General features: G+C 36.7%; 26 protein-coding genes and 4 pseudogenes. 2 read left to right on the top strand and 28 right to left on the bottom strand.

Annotated elements, in window-relative coordinates:
* Positions 1–28 precede the first annotated feature (28 nt).
* From KPL75_RS18780 to KPL75_RS18670, 23 genes and pseudogenes are all read right to left on the bottom strand, one after another.
* A pseudogene (locus tag KPL75_RS18780) lies at positions 29–1156 on the bottom strand (T7SS effector LXG polymorphic toxin); the annotation flags it as partial.
* Between the two features lie 76 nt (positions 1157–1232).
* Positions 1233–1379: pseudogene (locus tag KPL75_RS27455) on the bottom strand (integrase); the annotation flags it as partial.
* 246 nt (positions 1380–1625) lie between these two features.
* A pseudogene (locus tag KPL75_RS18770) lies at positions 1626–1721 on the bottom strand (sporulation initiation factor Spo0A C-terminal domain-containing protein); the annotation flags it as partial.
* 311 nt (positions 1722–2032) lie between these two features.
* Positions 2033–2293, bottom strand: coding sequence for a helix-turn-helix domain-containing protein (locus KPL75_RS18765; RefSeq protein WP_033707437.1), 261 nt, complete (start codon positions 2291–2293; stop codon positions 2033–2035).
* A 273-nt stretch (positions 2294–2566) separates the two neighbouring features.
* A complete protein-coding gene (locus KPL75_RS18760) occupies positions 2567–3022 on the bottom strand; it encodes an SMI1/KNR4 family protein (protein ID WP_219917314.1) in 456 nt (151 codons plus the stop codon).
* Between the two features lie 16 nt (positions 3023–3038).
* A complete protein-coding gene (locus KPL75_RS18755) occupies positions 3039–4625 on the bottom strand; it encodes a T7SS effector LXG polymorphic toxin (RefSeq protein ID WP_219917313.1) in 1587 nt (528 codons plus the stop codon).
* Entirely contained in the window at positions 4622–4984 is a 363-nt protein-coding gene (locus tag KPL75_RS18750; protein WP_016094664.1) for a DUF3958 family protein, read from the bottom strand. The genes KPL75_RS18755 and KPL75_RS18750 overlap by 4 nt, the downstream gene beginning before the upstream one ends.
* Before the next feature lie 41 nt (positions 4985–5025).
* Positions 5026–5301, bottom strand: coding sequence for a TIGR04197 family type VII secretion effector (locus tag KPL75_RS18745; protein WP_215574498.1), 276 nt, complete (start codon positions 5299–5301; stop codon positions 5026–5028).
* 186 nt (positions 5302–5487) lie between these two features.
* On the bottom strand, positions 5488–5784 hold the full coding sequence (locus tag KPL75_RS18740; protein WP_000918596.1) for a WXG100 family type VII secretion target: 297 nt from the start codon (positions 5782–5784) through the stop codon (positions 5488–5490).
* A gap of 132 nt (positions 5785–5916) precedes the next feature.
* On the bottom strand, positions 5917–6066 hold the full coding sequence (locus KPL75_RS18735; RefSeq protein WP_258236962.1) for an ornithine cyclodeaminase: 150 nt from the start codon (positions 6064–6066) through the stop codon (positions 5917–5919).
* Between the two features lie 147 nt (positions 6067–6213).
* Positions 6214–6843 carry a DUF4352 domain-containing protein gene (locus tag KPL75_RS18730; RefSeq protein ID WP_219917312.1) on the bottom strand — a complete coding sequence of 210 codons (630 nt, stop codon included), beginning with the start codon at positions 6841–6843 and terminating at the stop codon, positions 6214–6216.
* A 169-nt stretch (positions 6844–7012) separates the two neighbouring features.
* Positions 7013–7252 (bottom strand): annotated as a pseudogene (locus tag KPL75_RS18725) (nucleotide excision repair endonuclease); the annotation flags it as partial.
* A 118-nt stretch (positions 7253–7370) separates the two neighbouring features.
* Positions 7371–8342, bottom strand: coding sequence for an ABC transporter ATP-binding protein (locus KPL75_RS18720; protein WP_219921131.1), 972 nt, complete (start codon positions 8340–8342; stop codon positions 7371–7373).
* Complete coding sequence (locus tag KPL75_RS18715; protein ID WP_002169052.1) at positions 8335–9327, bottom strand: ABC transporter ATP-binding protein; 993 nt, start codon at positions 9325–9327, stop codon at positions 8335–8337. The genes KPL75_RS18720 and KPL75_RS18715 overlap by 8 nt, the downstream gene beginning before the upstream one ends.
* Before the next feature lie 27 nt (positions 9328–9354).
* On the bottom strand, positions 9355–10206 hold the full coding sequence (locus tag KPL75_RS18710) for an ABC transporter permease (RefSeq protein WP_219917311.1): 852 nt from the start codon (positions 10204–10206) through the stop codon (positions 9355–9357).
* 4 nt (positions 10207–10210) lie between these two features.
* Complete coding sequence (locus KPL75_RS18705) at positions 10211–11161, bottom strand: ABC transporter permease (protein ID WP_219917310.1); 951 nt, start codon at positions 11159–11161, stop codon at positions 10211–10213.
* Between the two features lie 147 nt (positions 11162–11308).
* Positions 11309–12898, bottom strand: coding sequence for an ABC transporter substrate-binding protein (locus KPL75_RS18700; RefSeq protein WP_219917309.1), 1590 nt, complete (start codon positions 12896–12898; stop codon positions 11309–11311).
* Between the two features lie 190 nt (positions 12899–13088).
* The gene (locus tag KPL75_RS18695; protein ID WP_219917308.1) at positions 13089–14066 is read right to left on the bottom strand and encodes an ornithine cyclodeaminase family protein; all 978 of its coding nucleotides are present in this window, start codon (positions 14064–14066) and stop codon (positions 13089–13091) included.
* A 19-nt stretch (positions 14067–14085) separates the two neighbouring features.
* Positions 14086–15138 (bottom strand): proline racemase family protein, encoded by a 1053-nt coding sequence (locus KPL75_RS18690; protein ID WP_219917307.1) that lies wholly within the window; start codon positions 15136–15138, stop codon positions 14086–14088.
* A 158-nt stretch (positions 15139–15296) separates the two neighbouring features.
* A complete protein-coding gene (lhgO, locus tag KPL75_RS18685) occupies positions 15297–16499 on the bottom strand; it encodes an L-2-hydroxyglutarate oxidase (RefSeq protein ID WP_219917306.1) in 1203 nt (400 codons plus the stop codon).
* Between the two features lie 58 nt (positions 16500–16557).
* The gene (glaH, locus tag KPL75_RS18680; RefSeq protein WP_219917305.1) at positions 16558–17496 is read right to left on the bottom strand and encodes a glutarate dioxygenase GlaH; all 939 of its coding nucleotides are present in this window, start codon (positions 17494–17496) and stop codon (positions 16558–16560) included.
* Positions 17497–17758: 262 nt separating this feature from the next.
* Positions 17759–17935, bottom strand: coding sequence for a hypothetical protein (locus KPL75_RS18675; RefSeq protein ID WP_219917304.1), 177 nt, complete (start codon positions 17933–17935; stop codon positions 17759–17761).
* 137 nt (positions 17936–18072) lie between these two features.
* Positions 18073–18426 carry a DUF3870 domain-containing protein gene (locus tag KPL75_RS18670; RefSeq protein ID WP_002134650.1) on the bottom strand — a complete coding sequence of 118 codons (354 nt, stop codon included), beginning with the start codon at positions 18424–18426 and terminating at the stop codon, positions 18073–18075.
* 240 nt (positions 18427–18666) lie between these two features.
* On the opposite strand from KPL75_RS18670, the gene KPL75_RS18665 reads away from it, so the two are divergent.
* Complete coding sequence (locus KPL75_RS18665; RefSeq protein ID WP_219917303.1) at positions 18667–18882, top strand: YflJ family protein; 216 nt, start codon at positions 18667–18669, stop codon at positions 18880–18882.
* Positions 18883–19020: 138 nt separating this feature from the next.
* Here the strand turns inward: KPL75_RS18665 and KPL75_RS18660 are convergent, their stop codons facing one another.
* The 3 genes from KPL75_RS18660 to KPL75_RS18650 all read right to left on the bottom strand — a co-directional run bounded on the left by KPL75_RS18660 (position 19021) and on the right by KPL75_RS18650 (position 23270).
* Positions 19021–19974, bottom strand: coding sequence for a TRM11 family SAM-dependent methyltransferase (locus tag KPL75_RS18660; protein ID WP_070138810.1), 954 nt, complete (start codon positions 19972–19974; stop codon positions 19021–19023).
* Between the two features lie 172 nt (positions 19975–20146).
* Entirely contained in the window at positions 20147–21766 is a 1620-nt protein-coding gene (locus tag KPL75_RS18655; RefSeq protein ID WP_219917302.1) for an N-acetylmuramoyl-L-alanine amidase, read from the bottom strand.
* A gap of 454 nt (positions 21767–22220) precedes the next feature.
* On the bottom strand, positions 22221–23270 hold the full coding sequence (locus tag KPL75_RS18650) for a M42 family metallopeptidase (RefSeq protein ID WP_219917301.1): 1050 nt from the start codon (positions 23268–23270) through the stop codon (positions 22221–22223).
* A 128-nt stretch (positions 23271–23398) separates the two neighbouring features.
* Here KPL75_RS18650 and KPL75_RS18645 point away from each other — a divergent pair, with 128 nt between their 5' ends.
* Entirely contained in the window at positions 23399–23578 is a 180-nt protein-coding gene (locus tag KPL75_RS18645) for a hypothetical protein (RefSeq protein WP_219917300.1), read from the top strand.
* 20 nt (positions 23579–23598) lie between these two features.
* Here the strand turns inward: KPL75_RS18645 and KPL75_RS18640 are convergent, their stop codons facing one another.
* Both KPL75_RS18640 and KPL75_RS18635 read right to left on the bottom strand, forming a co-directional pair.
* Positions 23599–23925, bottom strand: a complete 327-nt coding sequence (locus KPL75_RS18640) for a nucleoside triphosphate pyrophosphohydrolase (protein WP_219917299.1) — start codon at positions 23923–23925, stop codon at positions 23599–23601.
* Between the two features lie 290 nt (positions 23926–24215).
* The gene (locus KPL75_RS18635) at positions 24216–25004 is read right to left on the bottom strand and encodes an enoyl-CoA hydratase (protein ID WP_219917298.1); all 789 of its coding nucleotides are present in this window, start codon (positions 25002–25004) and stop codon (positions 24216–24218) included.
* Positions 25005–25281: the final 277 nt, after the last annotated feature.

Below are 25281 nucleotides of genomic sequence, written 5' to 3'. Positions count from 1 at the left end.
TACTTGATTTAACAAAGTAATCTTTAATTGTAGGTATTTCAATTCTCATAGAACCCATACCTGCAAGAGCAAAGCGATCTCCCAATTGTAAATTACTTGTAATATGTGAAATAGCTTGCGGAATCTTATTTTTTGCTAGTTTGGTTACTTTACCCGCTTGACCTAATTTACTTGCTTTACTTAATCCTTTATCACCAATAAGTCCTAATCCAACTTGTGTTAAAGCATAACTTCCCCATTTAGCACGACTTTCAGCATCTCCATTTATTACATCATTAATAAATGAATCTGACAATACATTATACATCGTACTGAGGGTATCAATAGGATGCAACGCAGCATTCCCCATGTTTTCCCACGTTTCCCATTTACCAAGTGCCTTAAATCCTTCTATAGTATCTTCAACCGCTTCCCCTGCACCTTCTACAATACCGTCCCGAATTTTTTCGAAAGTAGATTTTTCAGGTAGCTTACCACACATTGCCCCTTCTTCAATTGAACTACTTTTTAGAAGATTTTCAGACTGACGTGCCCTTTTTTCTCCAATCGCTTGAATAGAAGTTGTCCACTCCATATTCAACCCTTGCGTACTAAATGTACCACTTGCAGGACTAAAGCCTTTTCCACTTTGAACTTCCGCCAAACCCGTCGCAATGCTAGCGGCTAGTTGAAGTGCTGTATCATAATTACTACTAGAAGTATAATTAAATTCATATAGATGTTCTAATTTTTCTTGCAGTTTTTTCCTCATGACAGTAAAAAGATTTGCCATAGCTTCCATACCTGGGATTGGCATAGCTTGACTGACGGCTTCCATACTTGCTTTCATTCGGTCAATTTCTCGAATTTGTTCTAAGATTTCTTGTTCAATTACATCTGTGGAAGCGACTTGTGATTGAAATTGACTTGGAAAAGCATCGTTCTGACGAATTAACTCTTCACATAAATAAATGATTCATTGCGCTAAAGGACGAAAGGTTTGAACAAAAAATGCTTTTGCACTACTATATGTTTGCCCTTGTAACACAGTATCAACTGTAAAAGCGTCAATCGACTGAATCGCTTGTTCCATACCTTGAATGGTAGCGTTACATACAGCATTCATGCTTTGAGTTTGGCTTTGTACTTCTCCTAAATACATATTTAAATCATGCATTGACCTCCTGTGCTAGATTTTGTTGTTGATAATAAAGGTCATTTTCTAAATCACTCAGACTTCTTTTTTCTTCGCTTTAAACTTTCAAGGGATTTAATGGTGAATGTTTTTGATACTTTTTACCTATTTCTGAATCTGTAAAATCTAAATAACCTTTTTGAGTTACCTCTACACTAGAATGACCGAAAATACGTGATAACGAGGCCCATTCTCCACCATTTAGAGTCTGATCATAGCTTTTCAGCGTTTTTGTCAATAAGTTTTTACTTGAACAGTACAGCATAAAATTATCTAGCTGTAATTCAAATTCAGTCAAAACAAAAAACACCGCCTCTCATTAGTTTGATTTACAAACCAATAAAAGACGGTGTTTATTAAAATGCATTAACATTATTTGTTGGTACGAAAAGAAATTTGTTGGTAACTTTACATTACCGCTAAACAATCAAAAACACTGTTATATCAGCGTTTACGAAGCCTTATGTTCAAGTCTCAGCTTATCCGCAACCATTGCGATAAACTCAGAGTTCGTAGGTTTTGCTTTTGACATGGATACTGTATAACCATCGCTATATCAAGGCGTTTTGTATTTCATAACAATTATTAAAAACCTCTATTTATTGGTTAGAAGTGTACAATCTATTGCTTATCTAAATTTAATTGTACCACCTATTTGAAGTACCTTCAATTATATTCAGACATTATTTTTTAGCCTGTTGAATACTTGCACATATAACTTATTAGTAATCTATTACAACATAGGATGAATCCAACTTCCTCGCAACTGAATAATAGTTAATCACTTACAATTTCCTACAAGAATTTTTTTGCTTTATTCTATAATTTTATTAAATCAAAAATAAACTCCATTCAAATTCATGATTTATACTTATACACTGTTTCTAATGTAAGGTAGTAAGTGTTAGAAGCTTTCCCATGTCCTACCGTAACAGATAGTAGCCCTTGTTCTTTCAGTCCGTTTATTGCTTTTGTTGTTGTATTACGGTTCGCACGTAAATAGTCTTGTAATTGGTTATATGATAACTTCACTGGTGCTTTATCCGCTTCTAATTCTTTCATAATATATAGTAACAATAGTTCTGTTTTATCTAAGTTAGTGCGTTTGAATAACCCCAATAATAGACACCTTTCTTCCTTATTATATGTTTTAGTACTTACACTAATGACACCTAGCCTTCTATATAGCACAAATTAATTACTACAAAAACAATAAAAACTTCCTCTTAACTGTGGGGTAATATTAAAAAGACTTATGTGAATTACGCATAAGTCTTACTTTTGTTACTCATAATTAATTATTATTTGTCTTCGCAATCACATAAGCTAGAAAACAATTCTTAAAATAATGAACTAATAATGCCCGACTCTACAAAGTAGAATTGATATCCATTAAATATAATAGTCAGGATTTTCTTCCATTTTTATTAAAAATTCTTCTAAAGAATCTGCTATTTTCGTTGAACCATAATATATAGGACATTGACCTAATTCATTTTCCTGCTTAAATTTAATTGTTAAAAAGCTAATCTCTGATACTTCAAAAAATACTAGTGATTCTTCATCATCGACATCGTCCAAATTAGGATTGTATTCATAAATATCTTGTCTTAAACGAAAATCTGCAACAGAAAATGGGTCCATGAATCTGTTAATAAGAGTCTTATTAGTCTTTAAAAATCCATAGCCAATTTCCTCATAGAAACGTTTTAGTTCTTTTGAGAACTGCATTTTCAACAAATCTTCTGCTTCTGCTATCTCTTCTTTTGGTAAAGGATAAAAAATAGGTGTTTGATTAGATTTAACACTCTCGTCTGCTACAATATGTTTTTTCAAAAAATTAAACATGTTTTAATTACCTCCGTTATTTATTTTTAAAGATTTCTCTTGAAATTTTATCTTTCCCGTGTATTCCACCTTGATGTTCATTAGGATATTTAGCGGGGTGCATATTCCACCATTCGTGTTCTCCACCATATGCATTTTCTACCAGATGATGTGCATCATAAGGTCTATCAACTTTTCTTAATACTCTACCTCTTCTTGAAAGAATTTCTTCTTCATAGGTAGGCCATTTTTGTCCAGTCCTAAGTTCCCATTCTTTAATTAAATCTTCTCTTAGGCTGTTAAACTCCTCTCTTCTTGCCGCTACTTCTTCTTTACTTAATCGTTCATAACCATTATTTTCTAAGTGTTCTTGCAGTAATTCCCTTTGGTTTTCTGGAATTTCTCTTTTTGTAATTTCTTCTACTTGGCTAAGGTATTCTTGGAATCTAGGTGTATTTAAATTACCAGAGTCAGCAAACATAAATGTATCACGGGCTTCTTGTAAAGAATTAAAAGAAGTTTTTGGAATATCTTTAAACTCACCAACGCCAGCATATGCAAAGCGGTCTCCTATTTGCAATTTATTTGTAAAATGTGAAATACTCTGTTCGGCTTTTGCCCCTAGTGTAGTTACTTTACTCACTTGACCTAATTTACTTGCTTTACTTAATCCTTTATCACCAATGAGACCTAGCCCAACTTGAGTTAAAGCATAACTTCCCCACTTTGCCCGACTTTCCGCGTCACCATTTATTACATCATTAATAAATGAATCCGACAATGCATTATACATGGTACTAAGGGTATCAATAGGGTGCAAAGCAGCGTTCCCCATGTTTTCCCACGTCTCCCAATCTCCTAAAGCTTTTATTCCGTCTATTGTATCGCTAACTGCTTGTCCCGTACCATCTATAATACCGTCCCAAATTTTTTCACCAGTAGATTTTTCAGGTAGCTTACCACACATTTCACCTTCTTCAATTGAATTGGCAGCTTGTCGTGCCCTCTCTTCTGTAATCGCTTGAATAGAAGTTGTCCACTCCATATTCAACCCTTGCGTACTAAATGTACCACTTGCAGGACTAAAGCCTTTTCCACTTTGAACTTCCGCCAAACCCGTCGCAATGCTAGCGGCTAGTTGGAGTGCAGTATCATAATTATTACTAGAAATATAATTAAATTCATATAGATGTTCTAATTTTTCTTGCAGTTTTTTCCTCATGACAGTAAAAAGATTCGCCATAGCGTCCATACCCGGGATTGGCATAGCTTGATTGATAGCTTCCATACTTGCTTTCATTCGGTCAATTTCTCGAATTTGTTCTAATATCTCGTGTTCAATTACATCTGCCTGAGCTACCTGTGATTGAAATTGACTTGGAAAGGCATTGTTTTGACGGATTAGCTCTTCACATAAGTAAATAATTCCTTGTGCTAAAGGACGAAAGGTTTGTACAAAAAATGATTTTGCACTGCTATATGTTTGCCCTTGTAACACAGTATCAACTGCAAAAGCGTCAATCGACTGAATCGCTTGTTCCATACCTTGAATGGTAGCGATACATACAGCATTCATGCTTTGAGTTTGGCTTTGTACTTCTCCTAAATACATATTTAAACTCATGCATTGACCTCCCTTGCTAATTGTTGTTGTTGATAGGAAAGGTCGTTTTCTAAATCACTAAGGTCTCGTCTTTCTTTAAGCAGCGTTTCTTTTTTGTTTTCCAATTCAAATGTGACTTTTCTTTCAATATGTTTTGCATCTTGATATGTATTCATAAAAAACTGAGACATTTCTCTATCATCATGCCAAGTTCCTAAAATTCGATCAAACAAACGATGGCTTCGACCTCTCCATTCATAAAAATCTGCTTCCGCTTGCTCCTGAATGTGAATCGCGGATTGATTTCGGTCTTGTTCTTCAAATACACTTCTTAACTTTTGATTTACTTGATTGATTTGTTTTTCAATATCTTGACTCATCATATTCCTCCTACCATTTTACCTTTATGTAGGTTGTCACATTAGCGAAAAGTATTGTGAAGTTCGTTATCCATTCTCTCAAACTCTTGGGCTACTGAATGAATATTATCGACCGCTTGTTGAAAGGCAGTAGAAAATTGTTTCGTAAAATCTAACATTTGTTGATTCGCTTCTTGTGCTTTGGAATTAACAGATAGTGTTGTACGCGTCGCCTTTGTTATAGAACGAGTTGTTGCACTTTGAATCCTATCAGAGGCTGATCCCATTTTCGTGGCAATTTGCGTTGCTGTTTGAAAATTACTTTGAAATTGTCCCATCACTCAAATCCTTTCTCTAATTTTCAGAACATGCCAAAGAAATCCCAATAGATATATGAAATTTCTCTATCAATATCACTCTTTGTAAACGTGTGCCCAGCTAAGCTGGGCACGCAATCAAATGAGCCATACAATATAAGCTGTATGGCTCATTTGAAATGCTTGTTATATAGAGTAAAACAATTTTTATTTCAAACCGAAATTACGTGATAATTCTTCATCATGAGAAGCAACAGCCTCTGCAGTTTTATTCAGCTGCATATTAATTTCTTGTAATAGCTGTGCGAAGTTTTGTACTTTCGGCTTTAATTCATTGAACTGTTGATCAAAACCTTCGAAAGCACGACCTTCCCATTCTCCTCTTAATTCATTTTGTAAGTTTTGTAATTGACGTAAAATATCCTCAATTTGATTTGCACCTTGTCCATATCGAGTCGCTTTTGATTTAAGCTCCTCTGGTGACATACGAATTTGTCCAGCCATTTTCATTTCCCCTTTAATACATAATGAGCAAAATATATATTGGTTAATTTTACTAAATATATTATAATATATTATTCTGAACTTTTAAATGTTTTATCTTTCTATTGAATATTAGAATATGAATATTCAATTCTAATCATTAAATATTCTACTTTTTCTTGCTTTACAAGATTTTATGCAAAAAAGACCACCAAAAGGCCGTCCCTCAAAACTCGATCCTATCCCACACTCCACCGCTTTCTCATACAAATAATTCGCAACGATAATATCTACTACAGCCAAACCAACTGATTTGAAAATAGTAATCTCTTCGTCTAGGGATAGCGTCCTATCTCCATCAACTTAAAAATTTAATAGTGTCCTCAAAACGAAATTTTGTGTTAACTTATAACAAAAAAAGAGGAGCCATCTCCTCTTAATAAATAAACACTATTTAATTTGTTCCTTATACTCATGGTTAACAAGTACATACCATTTTCCTGTATCAAATTTTTCTTTATTAATCACGTAAACTTTATTTTGTCTCTTTACCTCCCCTGGTTTTAATTCCTTAGTAATAGTAGAGGTCTCACCTTTTTCAACCTCATAACTACTAGTTGCCAACACATCACTTTGGTAAGCATTATCATTTTCATCCACTAAATCCACTGATGGTAAAACAGCTAATTTCATCGATTCGTTTGTGATGTTTTTCCCTTCTACTTCTACAACAATAAAGACATGTCCATTTTCAGGTTCTTGGATTCCTATACTTTCTTTACCAACCTTATCTCTTTCTACAACTCTTTTTACAGTTACATCAAATTTAGGTGTATGAAAATCCTTGTTTACAGCATACTCTTTTTCTTTTACCTTTGATTTCTCTTTTGTTTGTTCTGTATTTTTCTGCTTTGCATTCTCTTTCGGTTTCGCCTCATCAGTTGTTTGAACTTTCTTTTCTTCTTGTTTAGAATTGGTTTCTTTAGATTCTGAAGAAGTTTTGTCGGATGTATTGCCGCAACCAGATAAATTGAATACTAAAGCGCCCCCTAAAATACATGTAGTAAATTTTTTCAACATCTCTTTTTATCCCCCAATAACACGATATATAAATTCCTTACTTATCATAGCAAAAAATACGATCTTAAATTGTTGTATTTTGTCGAATGATTAAGAATAATCAATCGTTTTTATTGCATATAAAAAACATGATCTTGATGTAGTACCAAGATCATGTTTTACGTTGATGTTATTTATAAAATACTTTATCCACATTATACTTCGCTTGAAATTCGTTAATCATATATGTTTCGTAAATTTCTCTTTCCATCGGATCTTCTACAATACATACATCAATACGATACACTTCATCACGATGATTTTTAATTGGTGATACATTATCTTCAAAATGTTTTTTAATACGTTGTCTTACTTTACGTGCTTTCCCAACAAAAAGAAGTTCGTCATTCAAATTATAGTTAAAAAATAAGGAGAATTATATGATAGGAGATGCAAATATAGACATTCACTGACCATTAGTCTACAACCAATCCCACACCCCCACACAAAAGAAAAAAGCACCCGGTCCCCCCCTAGTGCTTTCTCCTCTAAAATAAATGACAAGCCACCTGATGCCCCTTCGCAATCTCCACCATTTTTGGTACTTCCTGCGTGCATTTTTCAGTGGCGAATTTGCAGCGCGTTCTGAATTTGCAGCCGGATGGTGAGTTGAGCGGGCTTGGTACTTCTCCCTCTAAGATGATCCGTTCTTTGCCTGTGTTTGTTGGATCTGGTTCTGGCATGGATGAGAGTAGTGCTTGTGTGTATGGATGTGCCGGTTTTGTGTATAGGTCTTCGCTGTCGGCAATTTCTACTATGTTTCCTAAGTACATAACTCCGATTCGGTCTGATATGTGTCTTACCATGGATAGGTCATGTGCGATGAATAAGTATGTGACGCCTGTTTCTTCTTGAATATCCTGCAGCATGTTTACGACTTGTGCTTGGACTGAGACATCTAGTGCTGAGATTGGTTCGTCACATAGGATGAAGTCAGGTTTTACAGATAGTGCGCGCGCGATGCTGATGCGCTGTCTTTGGCCTCCGCTAAATTCGTGCGGGTAGCGATATAGGTGTTCTTCTTTTAGGCCTACTTTTTTGAGAAGGTCTAGAATGATTTCTTTTCTTTCTTCCGCTGTGTAAGATCCGTGAATGTTCATCGGTTCGCTAATAATTTGGAACACGTTCATTGCCGGGTTTAATGATGCGTACGGGTCTTGGAAAATGATTTGCATTCTTTTTCTATATTCTTTTAGTTCACTTTCTTTTAGATTTGCGATATCTTGTCCGTCGAATAGAATGTTACCTGAAGTGACGTCGTGTAAACGAATGATGCTTCTTCCTGTCGTTGATTTTCCGCAGCCTGATTCTCCTACTAGTCCGAATGTTTCACCCTTTTTAATTGTGAAGCTTAAGTCATCGACTGCTTTTAATTGCTCTGTTTTTCTGCCGAACAGTCCTTTTTTAATAGGAAAATACTTTTTTAAGTTCCGAACTTCAATTAAGTTTTCTTCATGCATGGGAATCACCTACCGCCCTATCATTTAGCCAGCACATAGAACGCCTTCCGTTTCCAATTTCAAAATATGGCGGACGTTCTTTTTCACAAATGTCCATTTTATGTGGGCAACGCTCTGCGAACGGGCAACCTTTCGGCGGATGTAGTAGGTTTGGTGTTACACCTTGAATTGGCGCTAGTCTTTCTTTTACGCCGTTCGATATTTTTGGCAGAGAGTTTAATAGCCCTTTCGTATATGGATGATTCGGCGATTGGAAAATATCAAGTACATGTCCTTCTTCCATAATAAGCCCGCCGTACATAACGATAACGCGTGTACAGTTTTGTGCAACAATTCCAAGATCATGCGTAATGAGCAGCAACGACATATTCGTTTCGTTTTTTAAGTTTTTCATTAAATCTAGTATTTGTGCTTGTATCGTTACGTCAAGCGCTGTCGTCGGTTCATCCGCAATGAGCAAGTCTGGATTACAAGACATTGCCATCGCGATCATAACCCGCTGCTTCATACCACCGCTTAGTTCATGCGGATATTGTTTCACCCTTTCTTCTGGTGAAGAAAGACCGACTTGTTTTAGTAAGTTGACCGCGATATTTTGTGCTTCTTTCTTTTTCACTTTTTGATGCCGAATAATTACTTCCGTCATTTGCTTCCCAATTTTCACAACTGGGTTTAATGCCGACATTGGATCCTGGGATATAAGTGAAATTTGATTTCCTCTAATAGAGCGTAATTCTTTCTCCGATTTAGAAAGCACGTTTTCATTTTGAAAAAGAATCTCTCCTTCTTTCACTTTCCCTGGTGACGTAACGAGAGCCATAACAGATTTCGCCATAACACTCTTTCCGCTTCCCGATTCGCCAACAATCCCAACGACTTCACCCTTTTTCAAGCTAAATGAAACGCCGCGAACCGCTTCTACTTCGCCGTCTTCTATGAAAAAAGAAGTCTTTAAGTTTTTCACTTCTAATAGTTTTTCAGACACGCTTTTCACTCCCCCTCACTTAAAGCATTAGTTCTCATGATGAGCCCCTTTTGGCGCGAAAGCTTTCTTGAGCGCTTCACCGATTACGTTAAAACTTAGTACTGTTAATAAAATAAGGAACCCTGGGAAGAGTGTTAAATACCAAGCTTCACCTATGTATCCTTGCGCATTATTTAGCATGCTGCCCCAAGAAGAATCTGGTTCTCTAATACCTAATCCTAAGAAGCTAAGTGATGATTCCATTAAAATCGATGTCGCAATCGTTAATGTCGCTGCGATTATAATCGTCGATAAAATATTAGGAATGATATGTCTTACAATAATCATAAGTGACTTTTGTCCCGACACTTTTGCGTATAAAACGTACTCACGCTCTTTTACAGATAACGTTTCTGCCCTTACAATGCGGGCGGTGTCCATCCATGTTAGTAATCCGATAATAAGAACTAACGTCGTAATTCCTGGTTTTAAGTAAGCATTTAATAGTAGCATTAAGAAGAATGATGGAATCGACATAAGAACTTCAACAATTCGCATTAAGAAGTTGTCTAACTTTCCGCCAAAATATCCGCTAATTGTTCCTACTGCGGTCCCGATTGTAATGGAAACAACCATCGCTAGAAAACCAACCGCAAGGGAAACTCGTCCGCCATATAACGCTCTCGTTAAATAATCCCTTCCGTAATCATCCGTGCCAAACGGATGACTTAAACTCGGTTCTTGTAAACGATCTGGAATAGACATTTTGCTAGGATCGTACGGTGATATGAATGCGAAAAGAGACGCTATTGTTAAAACACTAAGTATAATAACTCCCATTACTACAAACTTATTTTTCGTAAAACTATTTTTTATCGTTTGAAATCTCCTATTGTTCATTCCATCACCCCCTCATTCGAATGCGCGGATCTACTACGCCATATAAAATATCAGCAATTAAATTACCGAGAATTAACATGAACGATGATAATAATGTGATTGCCATAATAATTGGATAATCAAATCTAAAAATAGCATTTACCCCGAGTGAACCAAGTCCCGGCCATGAGAATACTGTTTCCGTAATGAACGCTCCGCCTACTAAACTTGGAATGGATAATCCGAAAATTGTAATGATCGGTATTAATACGTTTCGAAGTACGTGATTAAATAAAACTGTTTTCTGTGAAGCACCGTACGCATATTGAATTTGTACGTAATCTTCTTCTAATTGCTGGATTGTGCTTGAACGAATATATCTCATATAAACAGAGACGTTTTGGAACGCTAGCACCATGCAAGGTAAAATGCCGTGCTGGACAATATCCCAGAAGGAATCTTGACCGACTGTGCGCATACCCATACTCGGAAGCATGTTCAATTTTAAAGAGAATAAGTAGATTAATAGTAACGCGAACCAAAAGACTGGCATTGAGATTCCCACATAGGAAATGCAGTTCACGGTGCGATCAAAGAACGAATTCTTTTTCACACCTGTAAATAGTCCAAGCGGTATTGCGATTACAAATGAGACAAGTAAAGATGATCCCATTAATCCAATTGTTGCGGGTAATCTTTCTGTGATAAGTTCTAAAACAGGGCGGTGATTTTGAAGTGAGTACCCAAAATTCCCTGTTAAAATATTTTTTAACCATAAAAAATATTGCACGTAAATCGGTTGATCTAGTCCTAAACTTTTGCGAATACGCTCGACATCAATCGGGCTCATATTCGGCGTTACAAAGTTTCGAACGGGATCGCCCGGCGCTAGTTTTATTAATAGAAAAGAAATAATAGAAATAACAAATAAAAGCGGAATTGCATTTAAAAGCCTCTTTGCAATTACTTTATACACAAACTTCCCCCCTCAAGATAAAGTGAAACTTTAATCAGCCTTACTTCCACCTAACTTCCTCGCATTCGCCGAGTTTTGAGGTGGGAGTCTTACTGCCCATTAAAGCGGGATAAAGAAGCTGATTTCCACCAGCTTCTTCATAGTCTCTTATTTCACTTCATAAATCTTCGATAGATCTTCAAACATTGTAACTGGAATTGCTTTTGCTTCTTTTAATCCATCAAACTTTTTATCTACTGCAATAACTGCTTTCGGATATGCGATTGGAAGATAAGGTAAGTCTTCTCTCGCTGTATCTTGAATTTTATGGTATAGCTCTGCGCGTTTCGTTTTATCTGTTTCAACTGCAGCTTCTTCCCATAACTTATCGAAGTCAGCATTTTTATAACGTGCATAATTGTATTCTGCATTACTTAAGAATAAGCTCTTATATGAATCTGGCTCTGGTCCCATTATGTAACCACCGAATGTAATGTCATATTCTTTATTCTCTTTATCTAAGCCTTTTTCACTTGCCGCACTAGCATCTAATGCATTTAGTTCAACTTGTAAGCCAACTTCTTGTAATTTTTGTTGTGTATATAGCGCTAAGCTTTCCATGATTTTATTATTCGTTACATACATAACGCGTACTTTTTCTTTATCTTTCACACCAGCTTTTGCTAGTAAATCTTTCGCTTCTTTTTGATCATACTTATACTCTTTAATATCTTTCGCATAATACATAGCGTCTGGTGTTAAGATTGAATTTGCTGGTTCTGCAAATTGACTAGAAACGAAAGCTGAGTTAATCATTTCTTTCTTATCTAATGCATGCGCAATTGCTTGACGCACTTCTTTTTTCTTCATAAGGTCTGTATTAAAGTTATAAGCTAAGTAGAATAATCTACCTTCAGGGAATGTCACCATTGAGAAGTTCCCCGTGCTATCTAATTTCTTAAAGTCTTGTGGTTCGATCATCTTCATATTGATTTGACCATTTTGTAGTGAAACGTTTGCTGTATTACGGTCTTTTACAACGCGGTACACGATAGAATCTAATTTCGCTTTACCAGCAAAATAATCATCGAATCGCTCTAACGCAACATATTCATCTGATTTAAACTCTTTTAATTTAAATGGACCTGATCCAACAGGTTGTAGGTTTTTCTTACTCTTCACTAAATCCGCTTCACCTTCAAATACATGTTTCGGAATTGGGAAGAAATCGTTCATAACCCCTTCGAAAGATGCACTTACTTGTGGTAATACAAATTGAGTTGTTAACTCATCTACTTTTTTCACCTCAAGCGGTTTCCCTTTAAAAATAAAGTTTTCACGACTTGAACTGTTTTGCTTCTCATCTAAAATAGATTGGAATGTAAATACTATATCGTCTGATGTAATTTTCTTACCATCATGCCATTTTAAATTATCTTTTAGTTTTAACGTCCATGTTAATTGATCTTCTGAAGGCGTAAAGCTCTCAGCAAGAACAAACTTTTTCTTACCGTCTTCCATATGATATAGCGGCGCATATAAAGCTTGCTGTATCGTTAATGACACACGATCGTTCGCATAAAGCGGATTCATCGTATCTGGATTATCGCTAACACCAATTGTTAACGTTCCTCCATCTTTCGGAGTCCCTGACGTACTAGTTCCTGCTTGCTTCGAAGAATCTTTTTCCCCAGAACAAGCCGCTAATGCAATAAGTAGTATTAGGACAAATGGTAATGCAAATAACTTCCGTTTCATCTTTCGGCCCCCTTGAACTATTTATACCCATAAGAAAACTCGGATTTAATCCCGAGTTTTCTTATAAGTTTTAAATTACCACTACCCGTATATAAAGTCAAACTTTTTTGTAAATGTGGAAAGTTTGAAATCTATTAACAGAAACAAATACTATATCCCCAACAAAAAAAGACCACCAAAAGGCAGTCTCTCAAAACTCAATCCTATTACCCACTCCACGCTCCATCGCTTTTTCATACAAATACTTCGCAACAATAATATCTACTACCGCTAAACCTACTGATTTGAAAATAGTAATCTCTTCATCGTTCTCTCTACCAGCTTTTTCCCCGCTTATAATTTGACCAAGTTCAGCGTGGATGTCGCTCGCTTCAAATAAGCCCTCTTTTATCGGAACTTGAAGGTCGCCTGTTTCTTCTAGTGCGGCCTCTATTGATTCGACTATTACTTTGTTTGCGTTAGCGATGGCGTGAGATGGTAGTTCTTGCATGCTCGGTCTGAATGAGCCGACGGCGTTTATGTGGACGCCTTTTTTTAGTGCTTCTGTGAAGACTGGTGTGGATGCGTTCGTAGTTGTGACGATGATGTCTGCTTCGCTTATTGCTTCATTTGGATTTGTGTAAACGTAAGCCGGTTTGCTGAATTTCTCTTGTATATATTGCGCGAATGCATACGCTTTTTCTTCCGTTCGGTTGTATAAGATAATTTTTTCGATGTCCCTGACGGAGAGTACAGCTTCAGCAATCCCTTTCGCCTGTTCACCGGTGCCGATGATGCATAAAGTTTTTGCGTTATGACGAGCTAAATGTTTTGTTGCTACGCCTGATAAGGCGCCTGTTCGGATCATCGTTAAGTACGATCCTTCTAAAAGTGCGAGCGGTTCTCCCGTTTGAAAGTCTGATAGCATAACGATCCCGTTTATCGTTTTTTTTCCTATTTTCTTGTTCCCCGGGACTACTGTTACTACTTTTAAACCAAGAGCTTCAAGTCCTTCCGCTACTGAAGGCATAATTAACGCGGTATTTTGTTCGTTCGCAAATGGTAATGAGCCGCGTATTGGTGTAATCGTTCTTTCTGCGGAAAATTCTTGTAAAGCAAGCGCCGCGTATTCAATGACTTCGTTCATATTTACTAAGTTTTTTTGTTCGTTCGCGCTTATGACTAGCATATCTTTCCACCTCCTCCTTCTATCCTAACAAAAACCCCCGCTTCAAAACATCTCTCGGGTCTACAACGAACTGATGGAACCCTGTAATAAATGCATTCCCCGTTACTTTTGGAACGACAGCTTCATATTTATCTACCTCTGTTACAGATAATACTTCTCCGATAAATTGGCCGTCAGTAATGCATTCATGGACGAAAGTTTCTCCCTTTTGTAAGGCATCTTTTTCAAAAAGGGTTGCGATTCTTGCGGAAGTTCCTGTGCCGCAAGGGGAACGGTCTACTTGCCCATCAGCAAAGATCGTTACATTTCGTAAAGTAGCGTCTTTTCCTTTTGGCTCATCTGAGAAAATAACACCGTATATTCCTTTTAAATCTTCTTCAAGTGGATGTTTTACTTCCATTTGGCTTTCAATGTAGTGTTTAATTTTACCGCCCCACGTTTGAATTGCAGCTAAATCTTTGAAATCGACTTTCAAACCAAACTCTTTACTATCTACAACAGCGTAGAATGCTCCGCCAAACGCAATATCTACTTGAAATTCATAGTCATCTATTTTAATAGGAACGTCTTTCTTATATACAAACGAAGGAACGTTTTCAAATGATACGGATTCAACTTCGCTCCCGTTAAATTTTGCGTACGCAATAACTTCCCCGGCAGGGCTATCAATAATGAATTTTTGTTTTTCCCCTGTCACTTCAAACATACCAGTTTCAATTCCTACTGTAATAACAGCGATAATTCCGTGACCACACATCGTACTCCAGCCTTCATTGTGCATAAATAATACGCCAAAATCAGCATGAGCACTTGCGGGCGGAGTAATGATACAACCGTACATGCCGTGATGTCCTCTCGGTTCATACATAAGAATCTCGCGAAGATGATCCAAATGTTCCATGCAGTATGCGCGTCTTTCCAACTGCGTTTCTCCTTTTATTTCCGGCACGCCGCCCGTAATAATTCGAAGTGGTTCCCCAGCTACGTGAGCATCAATTGTTGTGTATATTTTACTAACCTTCATTCCTATCTCTCCCCTATATGTTGATACTATTTTCATTGCAAGTATCATGCCAACGTATAAGGGCGAGATTTGTATACATTTTTCAAAAAAACATACACTACTGTCTATTTTTTTATACAGTAGACAGTCGGCAATCGTTAGCCTACAACCAATCCCACACCCGAGCATCCAAAACTAAAAAAATCCCCCGAGACCAGGGGACCCAATCAAACCCTCACCGCCACCACATCAGGCACTTGCTTAGCAACCTCCTCACCAATCTTTATACTAGCCGTCGCAGCTGGAGATGGCGCATTACAAATATGCAGAGAATTGATGCCAGGGATAATGCAGAAATCATCCACCATATTTCCGTTTGATAAAATAGCTTGTGCCCTTACACCTGCATGGGTTGGGACGATATCTTTTTCTGTTAGCTCTGGTATTAAGCGCTGTAAACTTTTTAGGAATGATTGTTTACTAAATGAGCGTACCATTTCTTTTATGCCTTCTTTCATATTTGGCATCGCCATTTTCCAAAAGCCTGTGTATGTCATTGTTTCCATGAAGTCTTTTATATCAAAGTCTGTTTTCGTATAGCCTTCTCGCTTAAAGCTTAATACTGCGCTTGGTCCTGCATGTACGTCTCCGTTTATCATTCTTGTGAAATGAACGCCTAAAAACGGGAATTCTGGATTTGGGACTGGATAAATTAAATGTTTTACAAGGTGACGTTTTTCTGGGACAAGTTCGTAATATTCACCGCGGAACGGAACAATTTTCATATCCGTTAATATCCCTGTCTTTTTCGCAATGCGATCGCTATGTAATCCGGCGCAGTTAATGAGAAATTTCGTTTTAAATACACCTTGATTTGTCTCAATCGTTACAGCGTCTTTCTTCTCAGTAATACGCTTCGCCGCTGTTCCTACATGTATTTCTCCGCCTTTTTCTTGAATCAAACGGGCAAATGCATAACTTACTCCTCTATAATCAGCAATCCCGCAAGAAGGAACACGGATTGCCCCAAGTCCTTTTACATGAGGCTCAATTTCAGCTAATTCTTCCTTATCTATTTTTGAAATGTGTAAATCGTTTTGTAAGCCTCTCTCATATAAGTTATGTAAAAGAGGAAGTTCGTCCTTTTCTGTAGCGACAATTACTTTTCCGCACATGTCATAAGCGATGTCATTTTCTTTACAAAATTGAACCATAGCTGCGTTTCCTTCTTTGGCAAACTTTGCTTTATAACTCCCTGGTTTATAGTAAATTCCAGAGTGAATTACTCCGCTATTATGCCCAGTTTGATGATGTGCAAGTTCCTTTTCTTTTTCAATGATTGCGATTTTTGCACGAGAGAATTTTTTCGTTAAAGCCATTCCAGTTGAAAGGCCAACAATTCCTCCGCCAATAATTATAAAGTCATACATCCTACTTCCCCCTTAATAGTATAAAAGGCAGGTCTCCTTGAGAGACCCGCCGTACATATTATTTAGAAAAACAACCACGTTGACGCATTAGTTCTCTATATAAATCTTTATTTTTTTCAAATGCAGCTCTTCCGTGCATCCAAAATAAATTGTTTAACAGAACTAAGTCACCAATTGGCAATTTTAATGCATGTGTTGCTGGTGAGTTTTCAACAGAATATGATAAGTCTTTCAGATAGTTTGCTTGTTCAATATTATCTGGATAAGCGAACTGATCAATAAAACAAATACATGGTGCGTTATTCACATCAAAAAATGTTTCACGATAGACGATTTCTTGCGCATTTTTACTTGGTGGTGCTTTATACGTAACTTTAACAGATGCGAGTGAATGATTTCTAAACTTTTGAAGATCTTCCCAATCGTCTAAATGTAGTAAACGGGATTCCCCTCCTACTGCATTTTGCTCTTCAATTTTCATCATAAGAAGCCAATCTGTCGGCTCATCAACGAATGTACCGTCTGTATGAAGTGTAAACAATCGGTACGCTTGACGAAGGTAAGAATCACTACTATCCGTATCTTTTACATTAAATCTAGCATAATACGTTCCTGTCATTGCATCAAAGTTTGGCTCCCCGATTAAATGTGTTAATGCTGTTGCAAATTTCACGTAGTCTGCTGGATCTGCAGTTTCACCTTGCACCCCAATTGTAAATCCGCCCGTTTCACGGTCATGAATAATGCCGCGAATGTTATCCATAAATGATTGCCCAAAAATCTTTCTCATTCCATCCGCAAGATTAAACCGGGAATAAGGAATATATTGCAGTGACTGCTCTGAATGCTCTTTTACCTCTTCAAAAAACTGCTTAAGCAATTGCTGGTTTAGCGTAATATGATATAAACGTTTATGCTCTGGATGAGGAGCAATTTCATACCCCTCATATTTCTTTGCAAATTTCATCTTCGCATTTTGTTCTGTAATAATCGACATTTCAATTCCTCCCTAATTTAAATATGAAGAACGTATCGACGCTTTTTACAGACAGTTATCCTTATCTTCTTATGCTGAGATTCGGTCTTACTGTCCTAACAACGAAAAAGCCAGTTATACGCATACCACGACATAAAATCGTAGAAACGTACAACTGGCTCATAATTACGAATGTTCTTTAATCTCTTAAAGTACAATAATAATAGACAGTTTGTATGAAAATATTTGTAAAACAGGAAAGCAAGATCGGATATAGAGAAGGCTAATTTCTCGTATGGATCTTATTAATTAAATAATAATTCAAAATATTATAACTGTCAATTCGTTTTTTATTATTTTCTCGACAAACTTTACACATTTTACAAATACCCTTACTTTCAGCACACCCTCTTTTTTTCTCCTCTTGTTTTACAACTTGCCCTTCATTTAATTTTTTCATATCCCTTGCCTCCTCAATAAAGTGAAACTTTAATCAGTGGGGGTTTTGTTCATCCCCCACTGATTATTAGCCTTCACCAATCGGGCGTTTACGGAAATACAACTGGCTCTCGTTTACGGTGATAAACTAGACAGTTTTTATGGTGTTGTTTCCTCGTACTCTCCCCTGGGCTGTTCATCATTTAAATAACTTACGTATTGGCGATGCAAATCCTTTACCGCACTAACGATAGCATTTTGCGCTTTTCCTTGATAATGGTCCATAATATCTTGAACGATTTCTTCAATACCATCTTGCAAACTATGTCCTCTCAACATTTGAGCGACGAAGTCTCTACCGTGCTCTGTCGCAAGCGTACATGACGCTTCAATAATAACGTGATATTTATGATCTGCCTCAATTGTAATCGTTAATGTTTCGTACATACTGCGAACAGCCATCCCTTTCGGAAGTCTCGAATGTCCTGCCATAAAAAATGTCCCTTTACGCATATTTCATCCTCCGTTACTATGTTAAGAGCCAGAAAAACAATGTACACATTTGCATTGAATTTTACTACACTTATCCTTATAGCTCGTACTTCTGCTAAAGAAGCTCAAGTGGAAAGAAGTTACTCTCTTCATTTTCAAACATAAATCCGGGCTTACAGCGAGGCTAATCACTGTCATCCGATAATAAGTTAATCATAATTAAAATAAACTGAATATTCAATATTAAATTCCACAAATTTCATGAATAAAAAAAGAAAATTCTCTCGCCCAGGCACATATACTGTTCAAAAGCAAAAAGGAAGTGGTCTCATGTATTACGGAACAAAAGGCTGGTACGTAGCTGAACTAAAGAAATTAGGTGTTCGCTATCATGAAGGACGCAAACTAGAAAGTTACCGCGGACACGTCTTACGCAATTTACTAATTGTAGAACAGGAAAAGCTGAAGGAAGAGTAATATACTAACAAAACGATTCCCGGAATCTATCGATTTATTGACTACTTCCAGCAAACGCCCGCTCTCAACGACCAACCAATTACACATCACGCTACAATAATACAAACCAAAAAAGGTCACCCAGACGGGTGACCTTTCTTATTCACAAACAAGAATTTGTCTAGAAAATGATCCTTTTCTTGTGATACAGCGGTCTGTAATTTCAAATCCCGCTTCATGAATCATGTCGTCCATTGTTTCCATCGTGACAACGACTACTTTTTTTGCAATGCGGCGCGCACTTGAAAGAATCGAGAGTTGATCTTCTGGTGTTGCGTGCGTAAATAGGTCGTACGGCATATCGATAATTGCGACGTCGTAGTTCTCAGTAATTTCTTCAATTGGGCCTTTTGTTACTGTTCCTTCAAACCCGAAATGTGCAATGTTTTTTCTCGTTCCAAGAACTACAAGTGGATTTATATCTCTACCAACGATGTTAATCCCCATAGAAAGTGCTTCTACTACTACTGTTCCAATACCGCAGCACGGGTCAATTGCTCGCACTCCATCTGGGTTTGGTACAGCGATATTTGCGACAGCTCTAGCAACACGTGTGCTCAGTGATGTCGAATAGCTATGCGGTTTTTTTATATGATGATACCAAACCGGATCACTTTCTACATAGTGCCCGAAGTACCAGCGTCCTCCAAGTGGAACAATCCCGAATACACGCTCTGGATTACGAACATCAGCTTCTCCTTCAATATGCATGCCGAGGTCTCGTTCAATAAGGCGTCTTTCCCCATATTCAATTTTATTTTCTTTACCAAGATCATTGATTTTAACGAAGATAACTTTGAATGTCGCTCCCGCTAAATCAATTTGTTCCACTTGTTCTAAAATACTTTCTAAGTCGTCCCCTTCATACATAACCTCAACGCGCTCTTTAATAAACGGACTTCTACTCGGAGCAATCTTGACTTCACTTTTCAAAATATTAACGTGAGACTCCATCCCAAAGAACGAGCGCATTTCCAAGTAACATAAAGCACGCTCCTCTTCGCGAAACGCATACGTATATATACATGCAGGTGTTTTACTATGATTATTCAATCTATGATCATCCTTTATCGTTTTAAATTGTTATGATTACAATTACTCGAATACTTTTTCACGTAAAGTTAAATGATATCATATGCCCGAAATAAAGAGAAACCTTTATAATTCATTTAATAAATAAAAGAGACTGCCTCTCAGCAATCTCTTCTATCATTCTCTCTATTTATTAACGGTAAGAAGATACGTTGTTACCCGTTTCTTCGTAGTAATCTAAAATACCTTGATAAATAGCTTCCGCTGCACTTTGTCTCTGTGCTGGTGTAGCTAGTTTATCTGCATCACTTTTATTATCTACAAATGCTAATTCTGCTAATACAGCTGGCATTGTGTTTTCTCTAATTACATATAAATCGCCTTTCTTCACACCGCGATCTTTTGTTCCAAGTGCATCTACAAGACGATCTTGAATTTTCTCTGCTAATAAACGACTTTCTGATACATTCGGGTTTGTCCCTCTTGCTGTCGCTGATTCATAGTAGAATGTTTCTGTACCTTGTCCTTGTTTACTATCTGTACCATTACCATGAATACTTACAAAAATATCACCTTTATTTGCCTGAGCAAATTCTACACGTTTTTGTAAAGACTCAGCTGCAGTGTTTCCTGGACGTGTATCATTCTCACGAGTTAACAACACAGTAAACGGTGTCTTTTTCTCAAATATTTTCTGTAATCGTAATGATACATCTAATACGGTTTGACTTTCTTTCTCATAATAACCAGGATTCCCCGAGTCAATTCCACCATGACCTGGATCAATAATAATCGCTTTACCTTCTAAGAAATTACCTTGTTTTACTGGGTTTAATTGATTTTTATCAACCCATTGGAAGCCACTGTTTGTACGGATACGAATCCAGCTATCTTTTTCTTCAATAACCGTTACTGTTTGCGCTCCATATGTACCTAGCACTTTAGACCCATGTGAAGCTTTTTCGTATGCAGTAAATCCTTCATTAATCACATCTGTTTTCTCTGTTAAAGGTGTCCATTTGTCACCTTTACTTGTTACAATTTTAATCCATCCATCTCGCTCTTCTTTTACTTCAACCGTTTGTGGATTATGTTGATTATCTGTAATTCCAGATGATAAAGATGGTCCGTGATATGTAATGAACTTGCGATCTATATACATTTTCTTCGTTTCTTCTGGCTGTTTATTGCCATCATTATTATTCTTTAGCTTGTCCGCTTTATAAGTCATTTGTGCTGCTTGTTCACGTGGAATAAGCATATCTGGGCTCCAAGTTGTCTTTCCTGTACCAGCAGAAATCTCTAACGCTACTAAGATATTAGCTGCTTCTTTACCAAAATGGTTTTCTAAATCAGCAAATTTATTAGTTATTGGGCCTTTCACTTGATCTTTTAATTTATATGCCTTTACAAGCATAGACGCCATCTCAGCACGCGTTATTTTCCCCTCAGGATCAAATACACTTGGTGTTCGTCCTGAAATAATGTCAGCTTTTTCAATTGCTGCAATATACTGAGCTGCCCAATGATCTTTTGAATCGTTAAAGGACGGCTTCGCACTTGGATTAACTGCTAATCCGATTGCTTTCGCTATAATTGTCGCTGCTTCAGCACGTGTTAACTTGCCTTGTGGTGCAAAATTACCATCTGGCATACCACTAATTACATTTTTCTCTACTAAATAATAGATTGCATCTTTTGAATATGCATTATCCGGAACATCAGGAAACTTCTTCGTCTCTGCTAAACTACTAATTGGAAATGCTAATAAATTTGCTGCTAAAATACCTGCAGCTATTGCCTTGTACTTCATGAAAAACAAATCTCCTCTCGAATCTTCACATTATGTAACTCTTTCAATTATGCTAATTATAAAAATATTAACAAACAATTCCTATCATAGTTTATAACATTCTACCTCTATAGTAAATACGTTTTCTATTTATATTACTAAAGATGCTTATATAAAGAATAATAAATGTATATAAAATTCAATTATTGTAAAAAAACGATTAGTACGCCTTACTTGCACTAATCGCTTCCTTATAATATATTACTTAAAATTTTCTTCGGCATATATATTCCCTTCTTCTAAAGGAAGCTTCTTCTCATTAACCCGTTCAGCTTTTCCTGTATCAAGATTTGTTTGGAAAGTCGAAAAATACCATATTCCTTCTCCATTATCATAATTCCCTATAAGGAAAGTTCCTTTATCCCCCAAATGAAAAGCTGATCAAAAATACTATTTCCGATCAGCTTTCTATCTATTAGTCTTCAATTAAATGAGACATCACATATGCATATACGAGTGCTTCTGTATGTGCAATCGAGCTTTCATGCGTACGCTCAAATGCGTGAGAAGAGTCAATACCAGCCCCAATTAACGCATGTTTCACATCAAATCCAGCGCGAATCGCAGCTGATGCGTCTGATCCGTAGTATGGATAAATATCCACTTTATATTCAATAGCATTCGCTTTCGCTAGTTCAACTAAATGTTTACGTAAAGCGTAATGGTATGGACCGCTAGAATCTTTCGCACAAATAGATACTGTATATTCATCAGATGCTTGTCCATCACCTAACGCTCCCATATCAACTGCTAAATATTCTACAGTTTCTTCTGGAATGTTTGAATTTCCACCGTACCCAATTTCTTCATTATTAGAAATTAAAAAATGTGTTGTATATGGTAATGTTACCTTTTCATCTTGCAATCTTTTAATTAGTTTTAATAGAATTGCTACACTTACTTTATCATCTAAATGACGTGATTTTATGTATCCACTCTCTGTAATTTGAACGCGTGGATCAAATGAAACGAAGTCTCCTACTTCAATTCCTAACTCGCGTACTTCATCTGCTGAGAAAACACGCTCATCAATACGAACTTCAATATTTTTCTCATCGCGCTTCGCTTCACCTGCATCTTTGTACACATGGACAGAAGTTTGATGCATTAAAATTGTACCTGTATACTTCTTACCGCTTGACGTTTCAATTTCGCAATATTCCCCTTCTACAGAGTTCCAGCGAAATCCACCAATCATAGATAGACGAAGACGACCGTCAGGCTTAATTTCTTTCACCATCGCACCTAACGTATCAACATGTGCAGTTAATAAACGATGCTGCTCATCGTTCTTCCCTTTAACCGTTAAAATAAGAGCACCTTTATTATTACGCTTCGTCTCTACATTCCACTCACTTACATAGTTTTCAATAAAATTAATAATTTTCGCCGTGTTTCCAGATGGACTTGGAATAGAGACAAGCTCTTTAATTAATTCCATCGTTTCTTTTGCATGATGTGCCATTGTCGTTTTCCTCCTCATTCTCTCTACTATTCAGTATACAAAATTTACTATAAAACCTCTACTAATATAGTTTAATTTTCTAAATTATAGTAAAATTTAGTTTAGTACGTAAAAAGGAGTTAGCAAAAATGACCGTAACGAAAAAACATGTACATATTGCACTCATTTGGTTTTTATCCTCACTCATTTGTTTACAAGTTTCTTATGTCGTTCACACTACTACTTCTATCACAATTGGCTGGACACTAACAGCTATCTTTTTAATCGTTAGCCTAATTGCAGGAAAAAAGCACAGCGTCACTAAGTAAGCTGTACTTTTTCTATGAAACTACTCTTCGGAAACGTCCATCAAATAAATCCCTCTTGTAAACCCGCCTCGCTCTTCTTCTTTCCGCTTACGAATAAGCTCTATATCTTCAATTGTTGCACCCTCTGCGCGAGCTAATGAAATAATAACTTCAAGTGCATCCGCAAGAGAATCTAATGCATGCTCACGCTCTTTCATCGAAGCAAATTCACGAATTTCTTCCGTACCAATTTTCGCTAACGCTTGTATGTAAGCTTGTCCTGTTAATTTTTGTGCTGTATATGTTTTTCCAGACATTAAAATTTTCTCTGGGACACGATCCCTTACTAACTTGTTATAAGTTGACATCTCTTATCCTCCTATATTTAATAACACCCGAGCTCTGCTTTATCCCGCTATTTGCCGGGCAGTAAAACTCCCACCTCAAAATTCAGATGGAGCAAAGAAGTTAGGTTGGAGTGGGGCTGCCTGTAAACGCCCGATTGGTGAGGGCTAATAATCAATGGGAGATGGTGTACTATGCAAAGCATAATATGTAAGTAAAATCATAACGATAACACCGATAATTTTCTTCATCTATTACTCCTAAAAAAAGTGCTAACACAATTATACTAAAATGTGTTAGCACTTTCTTCACTTTATTCCCCTTTAAATGCTGGTAAACGTTTTTCTAGAAAAGCAGCAATACCTTCTTTATGATCCGCTGTTTGTCTCATCGCATATTGACCACGTTTTTCGAGCTGAAGCGTTTGTTCTAAATTAGAACGATTTACTTCACATAAAATTTGTTTCGTTTGAATCATCGCTTTGATTGGTTTTTGTAACCATTCATTAATTTTTTGCTTCACAGCCGTTTGGAAATCCTCACCAATTACTTCATCAATTAAACCGATATCTAGCGCTTCTGTCGCTGATAATTTCTTCCCTTCCCAAATGATCTGCTTCGTCGTATTTTCACCGACGCGCTTTTGAAGGAAGAAATGGCCGCCACCATCTGGAATTAAAGCGATTCCAATAAAGTTCATCGCAATAACTGATGATATATCTGCCATAACATAATCAGCTGTTAATGCAATACTTAATCCGAGTCCAGCAGTTGGTCCATGAATCGCACTAATAACAAGCTTTGGCATCGTATATAACGTCACAACGATTTCAGAAATTGTATTCATGATGCCTTCAAACTTACTTTCATCACTACTTGAAAGCATTGATTTAATATCTCCACCCGCAGAAAAACCACGGCCACTACCGCATAACACAACAACGTGAACAGAACTTTCCGCCACTTCTTTCAACTTTTGTAATAACTCTTTTAACGTTGGTTCATCTAATGCATTTAAAACCTCTGGGCGATTGACCATGACCGTTGCTACGCGCCCTTCATATTTCACAACAACAGATTCTGTTTTACTTGTTACTTCCATTATATATACCCCTCTTTTCCACATAAAGATTATACTTCTATAATTATAGAAAGCATGTTAAAAACCCTTCTTTTTTTCTTAATTTTCTGTCTAATAATCTCGTAATTTGTATATACCTCCGTATAAAACATACAATTCCGTTGAAAAATATAGAAATTAAAGTCGGTTTATCAATGCTTTTCATCTATTTACCATTGCAGTGAAATGGTGTATTCTTAAGTTTGATGCAAAAAACAAACATTGAAATTCATTCGCCTTACTATGTAAATAAGGCTTT

Origin of the sequence: Bacillus sp. NP247, assembly GCF_018966865.1 — a bacterium.
Lineage (GTDB): Bacteria > Bacillota > Bacilli > Bacillales > Bacillaceae_G > Bacillus_A.
Note: the sequence above shows the minus strand (reverse complement) of the source record. Positions and strands in the feature narration are given on the sequence as shown.